The organism is Flavobacterium sp. Leaf82 (assembly GCF_001422725.1).
Lineage (GTDB): Bacteria > Bacteroidota > Bacteroidia > Flavobacteriales > Flavobacteriaceae > Flavobacterium.
Window position 1 is genome coordinate 178,369 of the sequence record NZ_LMMA01000032.1, and the last position, 18,548, is coordinate 196,916.

At 30.5% G+C, this 18,548-nt stretch carries 16 protein-coding genes; all 16 read left to right on the plus strand.

Annotated elements, in window-relative coordinates:
- Positions 1–4 precede the first annotated feature (4 nt).
- The 16 genes from ASF10_RS15190 to ASF10_RS15270 all read left to right on the plus strand — a co-directional run bounded on the left by ASF10_RS15190 (position 5) and on the right by ASF10_RS15270 (position 18,539).
- The gene (locus ASF10_RS15190; protein ID WP_131726545.1) at positions 5–772 is read left to right on the plus strand and encodes a DUF5457 domain-containing protein; all 768 of its coding nucleotides are present in this window, start codon (positions 5–7) and stop codon (positions 770–772) included.
- Between the two features lie 209 nt (positions 773–981).
- On the plus strand, positions 982–1,377 hold the full coding sequence (gene tssD, locus ASF10_RS15195) for a type VI secretion system tube protein TssD (protein WP_082421336.1): 396 nt from the start codon (positions 982–984) through the stop codon (positions 1,375–1,377).
- A 225-nt stretch (positions 1,378–1,602) separates the two neighbouring features.
- Entirely contained in the window at positions 1,603–3,480 is a 1,878-nt protein-coding gene (locus ASF10_RS15200; RefSeq protein WP_056250665.1) for a type VI secretion system Vgr family protein, read from the plus strand.
- A gap of 375 nt (positions 3,481–3,855) precedes the next feature.
- The gene (locus ASF10_RS15210) at positions 3,856–4,212 is read left to right on the plus strand and encodes a hypothetical protein (protein WP_056250669.1); all 357 of its coding nucleotides are present in this window, start codon (positions 3,856–3,858) and stop codon (positions 4,210–4,212) included.
- A gap of 169 nt (positions 4,213–4,381) precedes the next feature.
- Positions 4,382–5,623 carry a hypothetical protein gene (locus ASF10_RS15215; protein ID WP_056250671.1) on the plus strand — a complete coding sequence of 414 codons (1,242 nt, stop codon included), beginning with the start codon at positions 4,382–4,384 and terminating at the stop codon, positions 5,621–5,623.
- Between the two features lie 102 nt (positions 5,624–5,725).
- Positions 5,726–6,895 (plus strand): DUF2931 family protein, encoded by a 1,170-nt coding sequence (locus ASF10_RS15220; RefSeq protein WP_056250672.1) that lies wholly within the window; start codon positions 5,726–5,728, stop codon positions 6,893–6,895.
- Between the two features lie 3 nt (positions 6,896–6,898).
- Positions 6,899–8,965 carry a T6SS phospholipase effector Tle1-like catalytic domain-containing protein gene (locus tag ASF10_RS15225; protein ID WP_056250673.1) on the plus strand — a complete coding sequence of 689 codons (2,067 nt, stop codon included), beginning with the start codon at positions 6,899–6,901 and terminating at the stop codon, positions 8,963–8,965.
- Position 8,966: 1 nt separating this feature from the next.
- Positions 8,967–9,713: a hypothetical protein gene (locus ASF10_RS15230; protein ID WP_056250675.1), complete on the plus strand. Its 747-nt coding sequence runs from the start codon at positions 8,967–8,969 to the stop codon at positions 9,711–9,713.
- Entirely contained in the window at positions 9,713–11,377 is a 1,665-nt protein-coding gene (locus tag ASF10_RS15235; RefSeq protein ID WP_056250677.1) for an N-acetylmuramoyl-L-alanine amidase, read from the plus strand. Before ASF10_RS15230 ends, ASF10_RS15235 begins: the two co-directional genes overlap by 1 nt.
- A gap of 2 nt (positions 11,378–11,379) precedes the next feature.
- A complete protein-coding gene (locus ASF10_RS15240; RefSeq protein WP_056250678.1) occupies positions 11,380–11,955 on the plus strand; it encodes a hypothetical protein in 576 nt (191 codons plus the stop codon).
- A gap of 71 nt (positions 11,956–12,026) precedes the next feature.
- Positions 12,027–12,653 (plus strand): hypothetical protein, encoded by a 627-nt coding sequence (locus ASF10_RS15245; RefSeq protein WP_056250680.1) that lies wholly within the window; start codon positions 12,027–12,029, stop codon positions 12,651–12,653.
- 412 nt (positions 12,654–13,065) lie between these two features.
- Positions 13,066–13,461, plus strand: coding sequence for a type VI secretion system tube protein TssD (tssD, locus tag ASF10_RS15250; RefSeq protein WP_082421335.1), 396 nt, complete (start codon positions 13,066–13,068; stop codon positions 13,459–13,461).
- Between the two features lie 413 nt (positions 13,462–13,874).
- Positions 13,875–14,738 carry a glucosaminidase domain-containing protein gene (locus ASF10_RS15255; RefSeq protein ID WP_056250682.1) on the plus strand — a complete coding sequence of 288 codons (864 nt, stop codon included), beginning with the start codon at positions 13,875–13,877 and terminating at the stop codon, positions 14,736–14,738.
- On the plus strand, positions 14,725–15,381 hold the full coding sequence (locus ASF10_RS15260; RefSeq protein ID WP_131726546.1) for a hypothetical protein: 657 nt from the start codon (positions 14,725–14,727) through the stop codon (positions 15,379–15,381). The genes ASF10_RS15255 and ASF10_RS15260 overlap by 14 nt, the downstream gene beginning before the upstream one ends.
- Before the next feature lie 30 nt (positions 15,382–15,411).
- Entirely contained in the window at positions 15,412–17,181 is a 1,770-nt protein-coding gene (locus ASF10_RS15265) for a type VI secretion system Vgr family protein (protein ID WP_056250686.1), read from the plus strand.
- An 8-nt stretch (positions 17,182–17,189) separates the two neighbouring features.
- A complete protein-coding gene (locus tag ASF10_RS15270) occupies positions 17,190–18,539 on the plus strand; it encodes a hypothetical protein (protein ID WP_056250688.1) in 1,350 nt (449 codons plus the stop codon).
- The last annotated feature ends 9 nt before the right edge of the window (positions 18,540–18,548 follow it).

Here is an 18,548-nt window from a genome sequence, read left to right on the forward strand (position 1 = left end):
GCTTATGAATACAATAGAAATGGCAAAGCCTTTGCATGAAATAATTTTAGAGATATTTTATTTTGAAAGCAAAGGAAAGCCTTGTGAACTCACTAAAAAAGAGATTTTATGGAGACTTAAAGATCCAAGCATTACGGAATATCAAATAGAAGAGGTGCTTAATTGGATGGTGCATCATAAAAAACTAACCGAAAGTCTGGGAGTTTATTCCTTAGATCGCTTTGAATTAATAGATTTAGAAGAAAAATTTAAAAACGAAAGATTGCATAAAGAAAAAAAACAAGAGCCTATTTTTTTTACTAATTACAGTACTATAAACAATATTCATAGCGCGGCCAGACCAAAACCAATAGAGATAATTGTTCAGTATATTTTACCAACGTTTTTACTTTCTTATATAGTTTTTATCTTTTTTTTAGTAAACAAGCTAAATAACAGTTTTGAAATCAATAATAATAAAATTGAAGACGTAAGTGAGTTAACACTTAAAGAACCAAGAACCGGAGTTATTAAGAAAAAAGCGGCCTTATCAGACAAGGAAGTAAAACGCTTGTTTTCTAATCAGCATCAAAACATTTTATATTTAAATAAGACCATTGATTCTTTACAGAAACAAGTAAATAAAATAAACGAAATCCATACAAATGCAACTTTGGACATTAAAACCCAGATAAATTCATTGCAACCCCAAGTAAACACTATCATCTTACATATTACGGTTGTGCTATTAGGGTTTATTTTATTGTTTTTTATGAAAAATATTATTAATTAATGTTTTGTATTTAAAATATATTTGTATATTCGTACATAATTGATTGCGAATCCTCCTCACCTTCCTACAAGAAGCAAATCAAAAAAGTACATTAGTACAAAAAAGAGGTATTCTAAAATCATAGAATACCTCTTTTTTTTGTTTATACTAGTCAGACAGCATAAAGAGGATTCTAAAAAAACAATTTTTAACAACTTAATTATTTTATTATGGCATTTAAATCAATTTTAGAATTCGAAGGAAACGAGTATCAAGTATTATTTTCAAAAGTAGAAATGTTAAGACATACTGACGGTAAAGGAGCTGTTTCTTCTGAAATTAAAGGAGGAAGACTAAACTTAAGACTAAAATCTACTGACAATACTACAGTTATTGAGCAGGCAGTAAACAGTCAGCACAAACCAGTAAGTGGAAAAGTAAAATTTTTCAAAGCTGATTCTGAGCAAGTAATGAAAGAACTTTCTTTTGAAAATGCTTTTATTGTATTCTTCAGCGAGCAGTTAGATGCTTTAGCAGAAACTCCAATGACTACTGAGATCACTTTCTCTGCGGAGAAAATTACTTTAGGTAATGCAACATTAGACAACAATTGGGCTAAAATTTAGTTTTTCCCTATATCAAACAAGAAGTGGTAATTTATCGCTTCTTGTTTTTTTTTATTATATAATTTCTTCAAAAAACATTGAATGGTATCGTTTCTATTTTCAGAACATGATATTTTTTTAGCTTAAAATCGAATTCAGCGTAAAGAACTTTAGGAAGAAGAACTTTAGACTATACTCTATTTAAGTTAAAATTTAAAAAAGAATAAACTTAAAAGTATATATAGTATGGTCATTCCTAAAATAATCTTTGGTATAGACGGTAAAGAAATTTCTCACTTTACTAAAATCGATTTAAAACAAACGATTAATACTCACCATGAGTTTAAAATCAGCATTCCACATTCTGTTATAGAAAAACCCAGAGCTTATACGATGGAAAGCGCACAGGAAGCTCTTGGAAAAGTACTGCACATTCGACTAGATGCCAATAATAATTTTTTAGGAATTATAACAAACGTAAGATACCAACAAGAATTAGGACATGTAGGCAGTCAAATTGTTATTTCAGGCTATTCTAAAACTATCTTATTAGAAGCAGGTCAAAAGATGAATTCCTGGGAAGATTTTAATTTGAAAGATATGGTGCATGATGTAATACAAACTGCTGCCGGTGAACAATTGCAATATGAAATTGATCCTGAATTTACTTCAAAAATAGAATATCAAACCCAATATCTGGAATCTGATTTTAGGTATATCCAGAGATTGGCAAAACAATACAATGAGTGGTTATTTTATGATGGAGAAAAATTATTTATAGGAAAACCAAAACAAGAAACTAGTCCTATAAAATTAGTTTATAACAAAGACTTATTTAATTTAAGTATATCAGTAGAAGCAAAACCCAATCAGTACAGTGGTTTTACGTACAATGAAAATAATGACCAATTATATCAGGCTCAAACAGATGACAGTGTTGTAGAAGGTTTGCCAAAATTAGGCAAAGCTGCGTTTGAAGCTTCAAAAAATATATATAGAACATCTTCTTATGAATACGGACAATTTAGTACGGGAGATGATGTATATTTTGAAAGTATTTTAAAAAGAAAACAAGAAAGTGCCGCAGCAGATGGCAATTATATATTAGCCACAAGTGGCAATCCAAAACTTCGAATAGGCTCCATTATTAATATTGAATCTCAGCAAATATTAGATAAATCTGATGTTTTTAAAAAAGGATTGGATAGTACAAAAGTTCATTATGATTCTAATGAAATTGGTACCTACATTATTACAGAAATCACACATAAAGCTTCTGATATAGGAGAATATGAGAATAGCTTTAAAGCACTTCCTGCCAAAATAAAAAAGCTACCAGAACCTGAAGTACATATGCCAGCTGCACAAGAACAAAGAGCTGTGGTTGTGGCAAATGATGACCCTAGTGGAAATGGAAGAGTTCGTGTAGAATTACTATGGCAGAAAAAACAACAATCACGTACACCATGGTTGTATGTATTAACTCCTAATGCGGGAACAAGTGATGTTGTAAATAAAAATCGTGGCTGGGTTACAATACCAGAGGTAGGAGATCATGTGATGGTTAGTTTTCGTTATAATGATCCTAATAGACCATATGTAATAGGAAGCATCTTTAACGGAAAAACAGGAGAAGGCGGTAAACTAGACAATCATATCAAAAGCTTTTTTACACGTAGCGGCTGTACAATCACTTTTGATGATAAACAGAAAAGCATTTTAATTAAGGACCCATCAGACAATAGTATTTATTTAGATGGAGAGGGAAATATTACCGTAAATGCACCTAAGAATATGACCATAAACGTAGGAGATAATCTTGATATTACGGTTGGTAAAAACATGACTGTAGCAGTAAGTGGTAACAAAAAAACTACCATTGATGGTAATAACAACCTCAAAGTTGGAAAAGACAATACAGTAGACATTACAGAATTACACAAACTAATTACTCATATGTATGAGCAAAAAGTATCAGGAGATAAAACCGTAAAGATAAATGGTGATTTAAATAAAACCACATCTACAACAACGCACAAAGCTATAGGAGGAGATATTTTGATAAAAAGCTCTGGAATCTCAAAAGTATTGGGGGCAATTGATGCTAAAGTAAATAAAGGATAAATATTTGTATGCAATATCAGGTAATGTTGAACTCCACTGAGACAAACTTACTTGGATTTTGCATTGAGAAAATAATTGTTAAGGCTAAATCAAAATGAAACATTTATTATTTTTTCTTTTATTATTTATGAGCTCCCTATCGTTTGGGCAAGAGGAAAATATCCAAAAGGTAGAAATAGAAAGTGGTACATTATCAAAAAATATGTCGATGGAAAACTTGAAAGTTTCATTGTCGAAATGTATGCTATGAATTATGGGAACGTATTGAGTTTCTCAAAAATAAATGACACCATATTTATTAAAAATGCTGATGAATTTATCAAAAATAATAAGGAAATTCGTGAGCTGATTTATAAAAAAAAGTAACTACTTTATGTGCGAAGTATTGATTTTGATCTTAATAATTTACCTCCAAATAGTTCAATTATAAGCCAATTATCAAATAATGTCGTAGAAAGTTATGTTTCTAAATCTGATTTAGAAAGTATAGCATACGACGATAATAGAGATTTTGAGAAAAGCTTTAAACTCTTTGGAAGGCTAAATATATCGTATAAGCCAACGACCATTGAGTTGATTTTTAACTCATTTGTTGATTTTTTCTCAAAAGAAGATGCTCTATTGAAAATTTATTCTTCAAAATATGCCCAGCAATACGCTAAAGAGCATCAGGAAAAGCATAAAGAACAGACCATTCCTCTATTTATAGGCTTTATGCAAAGGAATGAATGAAGTGAATTAAAAATGGAAAAATTGGACTAAAAAAGACGATAAAAATGGAATATATAACATTTACCATGAAAATAAAATAGTTAAATCAGAGGTGAAAAGTTTACAAGAAGTTCAAAATGTCATAATGGACTATACAGAATCAATCTACAATGATTAATTAAATAACAAAATGAAAAACGAAAAAAGCTTTTTAGAACATTTACTAATTGCAATTTTAATTGCAATAGGTATTGGTCTGTTTGGGGCTGTATTTGTACTCGCTGCATTCAAGGATCTGTATGCCGAATATGTTGCTTTATTTGTTTTTGGAAGTCTATTTTTAGGAAGTATTATTTTTTATTTCCTTTACATATTTTTCAGATCCATACAAAAATTAACTTGGCTCTTTGGAGGTATTATTGTTTTTGGATCTATAATTGTTATAGCGAATTGTAACCTTGATATTTATTTTATAAATTTATTTAATAACACATCATTACCGCAGGAATACAATCAATATCAAGATATAGAACAATCTAAATTACAGTTTAAGAACAAAAAAATGGAACTTTTACTCCATTGTGATAATCCTTTGGAGCAGTATATCACTATGAATAATAATTTAATAGTAGGAGCTTCTGATTGCATATTATTTAATGAAGAGCGAATAACAGGAAAAATATATTATAAATTTGATAGTTTCGGTACTATTATAGCAAAATATAAACCACCTAAAAGTAAGGAGATTTTTTTTGAAGGTTATCTGATCAATGTTGATGAAAACTATTATAGAAGTTGGCCTTTAGATGGGGATACCTTAAAACGAAAAATTGAGACAGACAATGAAAATTTTAATTTAGATGCAATAAAACAAAATGACTTCGTTAAAAAAATTTCTAAAAAAGCAGATTTTTTATTTTCAACTGATTGTTACATAAAATTTAATAAATCTTATAAAAAAATCCGCAAAATAATATTTTGGGAAAACAATAAATGGAATGCCTTTTATGATGATAGAGAAACTTATCAAATTCTTGAAAGTAAAGGTACGGTAGACAATCGTTTGTTAACAAATGATTCAGAAGATAGAAATGTATTAGGGGGACATTATATTGAAAATATTCAGTACAAGTATTTCCAAAAGACAAAACTTGAACGCAGTAATTATAGAAAGGAATATTGGGATGGTTTTTTATATGCTAATATTGTTATTGACAATGACACCTTAAAAATTAAGAAAGCTTTATTTTTAGATTATAATGGAAGTAAAGAGGATATAAAAATTGATGGTAAAGCTGTTAGGGATTCATTATTCAAAACACTAGAGAATGTACCTTATTACTATTATAGTAACCCAAAAATTCAGTTTCAATTATTTACCTATGATCCCTTTAGGTTATATATAATAAAAAATTCTGTAAAAATAAGATAGTTAAAAATTGAATTTAAATAAATAGAGAAACCACTTTTGAGTTATTCGTGGATAACAACCTAAAGAATTAGGGCAATACAGATAGCAATAAAACTAAAAAAAATGAAAAAAATAGCTCTTTATTTAATACTCTTCCTTGCAACAAGCACTCTGACAAGTTCTTGTCAGGAAAAAAAAGTAACCAACAAACAGGCAGATAAACTTAGCATACAAGATACGCTTACAAATATGGAAACAAATTTTAAATGGCAAGAAGGTTTGAGTTGCCCAGAAGGATACCCAATAGAAGTATATAGAGGCTGGCTTGAAGGCCCACTAGTATCAAATGGAGTAAATGAGAAACCAAATAGTACAACTAGTATATCTGGTTTTGGCACTACTACAGGTATAGGCAATTGGGGCGAAAACTCGTCAGGCATGAGTCAGGGTATAAAGCCAATTCCCCAAAGACTTAACTGTATTTGGTACTCGTATGTAGAAGACATTATGTACGAAATAGATACTGAGATAGATTATCCTAAAATGGTAAAACTTTTTAATGAAGGTTTTCAAGATAGCAATCGAAAAAGAGGAAAAGTAATGACGACTTATAATCATATCACCATAGGTTTTGCTCCTGGTGGTGTAGTGGTAGTATGGTTAAAAGGAGGACAAAAAGATGTAGAAATAGGACGTTATCACGGTAACAAGGTAGTAATAACCCCTCAAGAAATAGCCTCACTAGACAGCCACGAACGCTTGTTGTTTGACCCAGTAGATAGAGAACGTACCCTAAAAAATCCTAAAATTATAGCTCCCGAGGTTCAGCAAGCTAACAAAAATAAACCCATTCCCTACGGACTTTGGGATAGTTATCGTATAAAATACTCCTGGCGACCTATATATGTATTTGTAAGAGAAGGAAAAGTGCAGGATGAATTATCTTTTAGCTTGTTCAATGGAGAACGAGAAACTTTGTTAGGAGAAGAATTTAGTAAAAATGAATATCAAGAAAGAGCGATTCCTAGAAGTTTAGGTATTCGTTGGTGGGATAAAAACGGACAAGGTTATAGTGGTTCTTTTATTTTTGATGAAAAAGAAATTTTTGCAGCATTTAAAGAATTGCATAAAAAGAATCCTGAGTCGAATATTGATTTAGAGGTTAAAATAAACCCAGGTAGTACGTATTTAGGGCTAACAATCCAAAATGGAATCAATGCCATCCCACTGAAGAAAAGTAAAACAAAAGTTTTTGAATCTACGATGGTAACTAGAGAATATAAAAAAGAATAGTTTATGGGTAAAACATTTGTATACAATACGGGAACAAGTAAAGACGAAGAAAAACAGGAGGAGCTTCGCCTTACTTTTGGGATATTTATAGACGGTACGCTAAACAATAAAAACAATACCGATAGGCGTACTGAGCATAGTCGTAAAGACATTAAAACTGGTAAAATAGATTATTCTAAAAGCAACAAGACATTAGAAGATGACGATGATACACACTATAAAAATATAAAGAATAAAAAGCGAATAGAAGAACTTCTTTCAAAAAAAGAAAAAACTCCTGCCGAGGAAATTGAGTTTAAAGCTATTGATGAAAAAGAAAAATACCTTGTAGCCTCGCATAGAGTAGCCCTCAACGAGTTTGGTCTGGACCGTATGGGTACAGATAACAGCTACAGCAACGATTATACCAATGTGGCACGTATGTGGCAATGTTGTGAGCAAAAGAAATATGCCATTTATGTACCAGGTATGGGTACAGATAACTTAATGCGCGACAGTCAGGACGGTTTTGCGTTTGGTTCAGGACAAACAGGTATACGTGCCAGAGTACGCAATGCCTGCGAGCAAATAGCAGACAAAGTATTAGAGGAAATGAGAAAAAATGAAGATGTAAAAAAATTAGCTCAAATCACACTCGATGTTTTTGGCTTTAGTCGTGGTGCTGCTACAGCAAGAAACCTGGTTTATGAGGTAAATCAAGATTATAGTTATGCAAAAGCAGTGCAAAAAGAAATCCCTTGCGGTGTAGAATATAGGGAATCCAGAAATTCCCAATCAGGCAGAGTACGCATTCAGAAATTTCGAACAGCCTTTGTAGATGTCGATAATTACGAGATAGACAACAGTTATTTAATACAGGATCAACTGCCAAAAATGGGACATTTGGGATACAGTTTACTCCAGAAGACTAAACTTGAGTTTGAGGACTTAAAAGACGTAGAGATAATTGTAAGATTTGTAGGGATTTATGATACGGTTTCGTCTTATTTTGAGCAAAATGATGTCAGGGATCACTATGACGATTACGGAAATCTAAAAGACGAAGGAGGTAAACTATTAAAAGAAGCATGGTCGACACATTTTAATGATGACGTTGGCGAACTGCATCTTAACAATTTGCACTGCCAAAAAGTAGTTCATTTTACTGCCAAAGATGAACATCGCCAGAATTTTGCACTTACTCGAATTAATCAAATCCAGGGAAAGTATATTGAAAAAAACTTCCCGGGAGTGCATTGTGATATTGGAGGAGCTTATATGACCGAGAAAGAGGTTATTGATGAAATAGGAACCAGTCTAAAAGATGAAAAGGGTGCTTTTTCTTTTCTAGCAGGAATTATTCCTAGTAACCTACCGGGATTGAACGCCCTTAGAAGAGATTTAATAAAACAATATTGGTATCATGAAGATCAGATAGAAATAAAAAGACAGTGGAGTTTACCTTCTTATTATAAATTAACCGGAACTCGTGGTAAAAAAATAGAAGGAACTGATGATGAGTATGAGGGAGTAAAAAAAGAATACAGCTATATCCCGCTCCACTTTATGGAGACTTATGCGAGAAGTACCGCAATGGATGAGAATATTAAACAAAAGACAAGTGAAAAATTTCCATTAGATGATTTTTTAAAAGATGTCGAGAGTTACTTAACACCTTATGCTCTGGACGAAACCAACCAGGTTAAAGAATGGGATTTTATAAGTGACGAAGAAATTGAACAAAAAAGATTGGATAGAATAGAGCAACAAAAGCTACAAACAGAAATAAAAAATATAGAAGAAAAGCTAAAAGACCATACTTATGAGTATGAGGCGCTAAAAATATCGACCGACAATTTGAGGGTAGAACAATATAAACCTAAAATGGATTTTGGTACGCTAAAAATACCGCAAGAAGTTCCTGTAGAAGAACCTGGAATAAAAACGATAGAGCTGGAAGAGGTTAAAATTATCTCCTATAATCCTCAAAAAATGTTACGAACATTAAGGAATGAGTACTTACATTGGTCTTCAACAAGAGACTGGTTTGGTATGCAGCCTAATACAAATAGAAAAAGACAAATACATTAGTATGAATTATTTAGATTACCATGTTGTACTTCCAGAACTTGATAAAATAAATAATTTTTTATTTGAAACCCTGACAACAGACTTTTCGAACCCTAAAAAGGTAAAAAAAATAAATTATCTAAGAAAGATTACCATTACGAGATACAAAAATGACGGAAATGATATGCTGTTTCAGTTATTTCTCTCTGAAATTGAAATCACAAGTAATCTGTCGATAGAAAATATTTTTTTTCTAAAAAAAATAGGATCTGCTTTTGATGAAATTGAAGTTGAAATAAATAATCATGGAAAAATCATCAAAATATTAAATTTTGAAGAACTGGGAAAACGATGGGAAATTATTCATGTAAAACTAGCCATAGATAATGTAGGTTTTGTTGTAGAATCATATATGCAGGATATTAGCAATTTATTACAAGACGAAAAAAAATTAATATCCTTTTTTTCTGATTATAAAATGTTTGGTCTATATTTTTCGAGTTTATACAGAAACTCTTATGCTGTTGAGCGTCAAAAAAAAATAATAGATTGTGGGAACACTTTAATATTAGAGCGTTTTTATCCAAAAGATGAAAAATTTGATACTTATTTAATAGAAGGAGTGCCTCTTGACAGTAATAGAGATAGTGATTTTTTTAAATACAAGGGCAGTATTGAATATAGGGAAAACCAAATAGAATTAGCAACACTAGAAATAGAAAAAGAAGAATCGACCATTTTGTATAACATTAATAAAACAACACTTTAATGGCAAAACCAGATAATACTTTAAAAAGAAAAGAGCGCGAGGAAAAAGAAGACGCTGAGGATGGCTTGAAATTTGTAATTAACGGAGCCAAACTCAAATGCGAGTTATGTACCGTTCCGGCAGGTGACTTAAAAGTAAATTTTGATACCCCAACCATACAAGATAAAAAAGTGGCTACAGTGGTCGAGAAAGATATGAAGAGTTTAATCTTTAAAGGCAATTGCAAAAAAAGCCCAAATAGTGCCAGCCCTTGTGCTTCGGTTATGAAACTTGCCGATTGGAAAGACGTAGGGACAGTATATTTTCAGGACAAATTCCCCCTGCTTCTTAAAAGCACCATAAAATGTGAATATGGTGGCGTTGATATTAAAATTACAGACTCTGCACAACGCAATAAGGTTGAAAAAATTGAAACCACAGGCGCGCCTGTGCCAAATTTAGAAGCCATGGTAACGGATGCTTATTTTGCAAAAAAAATTGATAATAATTATAAGAAAATTTCATGGTCAGGTATTAATGATGAAGTATATTTAGTTGTTAAAACAATTGGATTAATTGGAAAGGTAATTGAAATAAATTTAAAAGATAAAGATGGAATAATAACAAATGAGAAATATGGAATTATTCCTTTTTTACAAGATGATTCAGATAAAAAAGGAAAATTTAGTGCTGTAGTTGATTCAAATAATCTGGCAGTATTTAAGTTGCAATTAAAACCTTCAAAGAATGATAAAGAGATTGAGGAATGGAGAAATAAAATAGCAGTTTCTGCAGATAAAAAAGCTTATTTGTGTATTTTGGTTGACGCAGGTAAACATAATCCCGATTTAAATATAACATATAATGGAAAAAATTCCAATAATGATAAAACTTCAGAAAAATCAGAAAAATCTAATTATTGGTTGGATATTCAGGGAAAATGGTTTGAGTTAAGAAGAAAAAATCCAACTATTGTTGTTGATCCAGGACATGGATATACAAAAGGGAATACAGGAGCTGTAAGTTGGATTTACACTTATAAATTAAAGGATAAAGAGGGAAAAGTAATATTAGATGATAAAAAGCAACCAAAAACTGAAAAGAACAATGTAGAACAATTGCCGCAATATGTTATTGATAATCCAACTGAGTGGATAATAAGCACTAAGGAAGACCCCAATAGATCTGAAAGATTTCTAGTTTATGATGTTTCTAATAAATTGAAGCAACTTTTGGAAAATAATGGTTATACAACTTTAATAACAAGAGAGAGAGGACCTATAGCAGGGGCTGATGACCCCGCAACAAGAAAGGCAAGAATTGATTTGGCAATTGAAAATAAAGCTGATTATTTTATCTCTATTCATGCAGATGGTGCTACTGGTTACACTTCTTCGGGTTCTCACGTTATATATCCTTCAAGTGATAATAGCGAATGTATAGAGTTAGCAACAGATATATTCAGTTCCTATAACATTGTAGAAGTCGAATCTACATCTCCAAAATCTGATGTTAGAGGTTTGCAAGTATTAAGTCAAAAAAGTAATACAATCAAAAGAAAAGTATTAGTTGAACTAGGATTTGTCACAACTCCAAAAGATTCAAAAGCTTTGTTTATGAATATTAACCAAATTGCCCAGCAATTATATGATGGACTTGTAAAAAATATAAATAAAAATTTTTAAAAATGAAATACCTATATATAATTTTAGTGTTTATATTTTTTGTTCAATGTAAAAACAAAGAGATTAAAAGTAAATCTGAAATCGATAGTAAAAAGGAAATAATTGAACAGTCAAGTATTGACACTTTAGATAAAGCAAAAGATATTTTAGGTAAAAAAAATGACACTTTATCAAAAACCTTATATAAAAATGGTATGATTAAAGATCTAATACTTGCTAAGGATAGTTTAGGAAGTAAAGAATTACACTTGTCATTTTATGAAAACAAGAATTTAAAATACAAAGGATTACAAGGAAATATTAGTAATAAAGAAATAAGCACTGGAACGTCGTTAGAAACATGGTTTTATTATGATTTCAATAAAAATTTAGATTCAACTATTTATTATAACAATTCTGTATATGGAAAAGATTTTATTGAGAAAAAAAGATTTTACAAGAATGGAACAATTAAATCTATTGAAAGATATAATAATTACATCTTGTATGAAAATGAATTAGATTCTATAGGGGAATGGAAATATTACAATAAAGAAGGAAAATTAATTAAAAGCAAAAAATATTCTGGCAGAAAGTAAAACTAATATTATCTATTTCTCTTATTAAAATATAAAATTTTATACGGTGTGATTGTATTAAACAAAATATTTTGAATATAGTAGAAGAAGAGTTATCCTGTAAAGAAACTAACGTGAAAACAAATTTAAATTTTGAACATACTACCTGCAAGAATAATTTAATAATAGGAAACAATCTAAAAAAACTTATAAATTCAAAATTTGCAATTTATAGTATAATCTTATTATTGATTTATTTACTGGCATTTATATCCTTTAATAAAAGTTGGTTCTTTGATTTTAGCATGTTTTCATTTTGTATAGCAGGATTTTGCTGGATTGTATTTTATATGAATTCGCAACAAATGATTAACAAAAATCAATTTAAGCAATTTGCTTTATTAGGGCTCTTGATTATTTTTTTAAGTACTATTTTATTGATAACAACAAAAAGTAATTTTTTTGATTTTATAGTTACAGTATTTCCATTGTTTTATGTTCTTTATTTTCGGGTTTTACTATTTTTATTTTATAAAGATTTTCATAATTCCTATAAGAAACCAACCCTTTTATTTGCGTCAAAGGGTAGTAAATGGAGACATGAAAATCAAGATTATACTTATATTATATCTACAAAAGAAATAATCTTATCTAATTTACTTTTTTTTGGTCCTTTCTTATTTGCAGGACTTGTATTTGTTGTAATTGTAATTAGATAGCTTTAGAAAGTATAAAGCGATTTTATTAAAAGCTAATATATCACTATAGAAATTATTAAATAAAAAATTTATGATTTTATTTAAATATTAAAATCATAAAAATTCTCTGCAAGCCCAGTAAATACTGTATTCTTACATATTTGCATTGTTTTTTAAAAATATATTTCCCTTTTTTTGATGAAAAATATTACTAATAGACTTGTTTGTTTCATTTATATTTGTATATTCGTACAACAAATTGATTGCGAATCACCCTCACCTTCCTACAAGAAGCAATTAAAAAAAAGTACATTAGTACAAAAAAGAGGTATTCTAAAATCATGTAGAATACCTCTTTTTTTTGTTAATACTAGTCATACAAAATAAAAGAGGATTCTAAAAACATTTTTTTAACAACTTAATTATTTTTATTATGGCATTTAAAGCAATTTTAGAATTCGAAGGAAACGAGTACCAAGTATTATTCTCAAAAGTCGATATGTTAAGACATACTGATGGTAAAGGAGCTGTTTCTTCTGAAATTAAAGGAGGAAGATTAAACTTAAGACTAAAATCTACTGACAATACTACAGTTATTGAACAGGCAGTAAACAGTCAACACAAACCGGTAAGCGGAAAAGTAAAATTTTTCAAGGCAGATTCTGAACAAGTTATGAAAGAACTTTCTTTTGAAAATGCTTTTATTGTATTCTTCAGCGAGCAACTTGACGCTATGGCAGAAACTCCAATGACTACTGAGATCACTTTCTCAGCAGAAAAAATTACATTAGGTAATGCAACATTAGATAACAATTGGGCTAAAATCTAATTTTTACTCATTGATACAGGAAGCGGTAATTTATCGCTTCCTGTTTCTATATATTTTAATATTTTTTTTAAGAGATTATTATTGAATAATATTAAGATTGTATTTGTTTCTTTTAAAGATAAAAGAGATTATATTTTGCAACATTGATTTATGCAGTTTTGTTTATTTAAGCTTCAGGATTGTTACTACGATGTTTGGCTAGTTTTCTTCTTTTTTCTCGATTCAGAAAATCATAAGTATGCCCTAAACATACTTTTATGCAGGATTTTTATTAAAAAATAATTTTAATTAAGGAAAAATGAAATATATACCTATAATTAAATAAGAGTATACCACAAAAAATACTTTCATGATAGAGCTTAAAAAGAGATCTTATTTTAGGAGTATTGACTTATCCAAAACTAATAAATACCATGGCTAAATCTTCATCCTCAGGAAAAAACAAAAATGCCAGTTCTTTGGGAGTCAAAGGCCCTCAATACAATCGGCAAACTGGTCAATGGGAAAATACAGATAAGCTGGGGGCAATGATGCAACGAAGAAGCGTACAAGGTTATCGTGTTGCAGAGGATGTTAAATCTAAAAATTTAAATTCATCAGCTAAAAAAGAAAAACCGCTTCACCATCAATTTTTGACAACAATTGCCATTGACATTTATGATTTTGCCAAATCAAAAGGGGCATCTGGTAAAGGCGCTTTATTAGTATTGGCACAGGCAAGTTTAGAAAGTGGATACGGAGTATCTGCAATAAAAAACGATGATTATAATTTATTTGGAGTAATGGGAAAACCTTCTAAGCGAAGTACTACCCACGGTACGGTGAAAGACTACTCTAACTTGGGAGGCTATCAGGCGGCTTTGACCGATTATTTTAATAAAATTAATAAAAACTGGAGCTATTTTTCAGTTTTAATTACAAAAGATACCATTACGGCAGATGATATAGATAAAGCTTTTAATACAGGCAAATATTATCCAACAGAGAAAGAAAGACATGGTGGTAAATATACCTATAATGCTGATAAAGATAGTGCGGGTAAAAATCATTATGGAGAACACTTATTAAACCAGATTGGTGATTTTAAAAAACGTTTCAATAAGAGTTTAGACTATCAATTAGAAGTTAATAAGGAGAGATTGAAGGAAATAAATACTCTTTTAACAAATAATTCCCTTTTATTCACAGATCCCGGAAAGACTAAATTAGAGGATGAAAAAAGAATACTTATTAGCCAGAACGATAAATTTAATTCTATTTCAAATGAAATTAACTAGCTTTTTAAAACTAAAAATAATTTTAATTGTTTTTGTATGCCTGGCATGTAATTCAAAAAACAAAGAAAATAAGGTTTCAAATAATGTAATCAAAAATAAACAGGAAAATTTTGAAATTGATAGTTTAGAAGTTAAAGACAAAGAAGGAGTTTTATATACGATTAAGTATTATAATGATACTATTTACGTCGATCAGGCAAAAAAAAGTATTATAAAAATAGCATATCTAAATCGGTTAGATCGTGCATTTCCTATAAATGGTCTTATTGTAAATGATAAATCTACAGATTGTTATATCACAGACAATAATATCCTTTTATTACCACTAAATGAAGTAAATAACAGAATAAACTTATTTGCAATTGATTTAAAAAATAAAAAAGAAATTAATTATCAGTTTAATGATACATCTGATATAATTACAACAGCCATTAATTCTTTTTATTTTAATGAAAAAACGAACATAATAATAAGCACAAATAGCTTGAATTACGAAGGTAAAACAACTGTTCATTATTATAAAATTGGTAAAAGCTTAATTACGCATCAAGGGACTAAGGAATTAGATTTAACACCTGAGATGCTCGAAAGCAATGAAGTACTCTGGAAGTTTTTAAATACACACAACAATAATATTCCTTAAGAGCAGCTACTAATACAAAAAAAATATACTATGACACCACCAACAATAATTTTTGGAATAGATTCTAAAAAAATAAGTCACTTTACCAGTATTGAGTTGGTACAAGTAATAAATGACCATCACCGATTTGAAATTCTTGTTCCGCATGCTGCAGTTGAGAGCCCTTTGGCATATACCCTCGAAAATGCACAGGCATGGTTAGGGAAGGTAGTGCACATTGTGCTGGACGACAAAAATGATTTTCTGGGAGTTGTTACCAATATTGATTTTGATCAGGAAATGGGCCATTCAGGAAATCAAATTATAGTGTCAGGTTATTCTAAGACCATATTATTAGAGTCTGGTGAAAAGTTACATTCCTGGGAAGAACTACCCTTAAAAGATATTGTAAAAGAAGTTGTAAAAAATGGGGCAGGAGAACAATTACAAAACGAAATAAATCCTGAATATACCAGTAAAATGGATTATCAGAATCAATATCTCGAAACAGACTTTCAGTTTATTCAACGATTGGCAAAGCAATTTAACGAATGGCTGTATTATGATGGCGAAAAGTTAATCTTTGGTAAACCTAAAAGCTTTGATAGCCCTATATCGTTAACCTATAATAGTGATATTTCTAAACTAAAAATATCTGTACAGGCAGTGCCCAATAAATTTAGTGCTTTTACATACAATGAAAGTGCTGATAAACGTTACACTGCAAAATCAAAAGATACTGTAGGAGGTTTGCCAAAATTAGGCAACGAAGCATTTGCGAGTTCTAAAGAAGTATTTGCCACGCCTGCTTACACACATGGTATAGTAAGTACCGGTGACGATTTGGTTTTAGAATCCTTCTTAAAAAAGAAACAGGAAAGTGCTGCTGCCGATACTAATTTTGTTTCAGCAACAACAAAAAATTCAAAATTAAGGATAGGAAGTATTGTTACCATACAATCAAGTATTTTAGAAAATAAAAGTTTAATTACACAAGAAGTAGGTTCTTTTATCATTACCGAAATTAGTCATTATGCTACACATTTAGGGGAGTATGAAAATAATTTCAGAGCCATACCTTCAAAAGTATTGAGTTTGCCGGAACCGGATGTTGCTTATCCAATTGCTCAAACACAACAAGCTGTAGTAGAAAGTAATACAGATCCTCAGAATAAAGGACGAATCAGAGTTCAGATGCTTTGGCAACAAGGTACCCAGATGAAAACTGCCTGGTTGCGCGTCATGACTCCTGATGCAGGTAGTAGTGATAAAGTAGGAACCAATCGAGGAATGGTGTTTATTCCGGATGTTGGAGATCATGTTATGGTACACTTTCGTTATGGTGATCCTAACAGGCCTTTTATTTTAGGTAGTGTTTTTCATGGTAAAAGCGGCGGCGGCGGCGGAAAAGACAATAACAAAAGAAGCTTTGCTACAAGAGGGGGAACTTCACTTATTCTGGACGAAGAAAAAAACACCTTTACAGCTACAGATCCCAGCGGCAATATGATAATGCTTAACGGAGACGGAACAATGACTATTTATGCACCAAATAAGGTCGATATACAATCAAAAGAAATAAACCTTATTGCAGATGAAAAAGTAAGCATTAGTGGAGTAAATGAAGTAAGTGTTGATAGTAAAAAAGTACTCGTTTCAGGTACAGATGAAGTAACGGTGAAAAGTGATACACAAATTACAGATGAAGCGCCAAGTATTAATATAAAAGGTAAAAATACCATTTTAGCAGAAGGAACAGTCGTTGATATAGATGGCAAAACAATGACTAATGTCAAAGGTGGAGTTGTAAATTTAAATTAAAATCAAAAATGAATAATGCTCATAATCCTATTGCTGTAAGGGTAGAAAACATTCAGAAAATTTGGAATAAAACCAGAAAAGAGAAACCAAAAGCACAAATATTCAGCATGGTTTGTTCTACGGAAGATTTCCCTTTACTGGATGGTTTTATTCGCTTAGAATCTTCTGCATATGGCAAATCAGAGGATTCGTTTGTTGCATTTATGATTGATTTTTATGATAAAAAAGATTTTTACATCACTATTATAGAACAATGGATACTAACTTTTGATGAAGACCTGAAAAAAAATCCGGGTTGGAAATGGGAAGACTTTGAATTTTTTAAACAGGTATTACCTGAAATAGAGAAGCTAAACATCGAAAACCTTAAAGATTTCTATATTAAAATGCTGATAAGTTTTAAAAAGTTTGAGGCAAAAACCGACAACCTTTTAATCGTTAGTTTTTTAATAAAAAAAGCCAGTGATCCTGATTTATTAATACAAAGCATAAAAGAGCTTGCAGTCTTATTACCGGAAAATATAGGATTCTTATTTCTGGATTATAAGGAAAGAAAATTATATAATAAACTAATTGATTCCGTAAAACAAAAAGGATTCATAATAGAAATCCCCAATCAGGAAATCAATAAAGCATATAAAGAAATAGCCACGCAGGGAAATCCAAATGATCCACAAGTACGCTACAGAAAATGCCTGTTTGAAATTGGAGAAGCAGCAAAAGATAAAAAACAAGAGAAAGTAAAAAGACTAGGTAATGAACTTATCGATATTAGCAAGAGTACAGGAGAAACCAGTTTTTGGGCCTCATCCTTTCTTATATATGCCAGTTTTTTATTTCAGTTTAAAGACGAAAAAGAACTTATCCACGAATTACTGGATAAAGGAATAAAAATAACGACACCTTTTTATAAAGATAAAGAGGATATTGCGGGCATCTTAATACAATTATTATCCTATAAAGGATCACACTACAGCATTACCGGAAATTCGGATTTAGCCATACAATACTTTTTAAAGCAAGTAGCAATTGCTAAAGAAATAGGGCAGGAAATGCAAGTCATAAACGGTTATAATTATGCCTTATTACTAGCTGCAAAAAAACGTAATAGTCAATATACCGAAATTCTAAACGATGCTTTTGAATATGGCTATGCTTTAACAGATGAAAGCCTGAAAATAATAAATTTCACGTTTATAGCCAACAGCTATTTAGAAAACTATCCTAAAATAGAGTACGCAGAAAAAGAAGCTATTGCCAGAAGAATGGTAACCATTTTTGGAGAAAACTGGAAAGACAATCCAAAACAGATTGCAAAACAAATAGAGAAGGAATATCAATTAAGCAACACCTATTAATTATGTTAT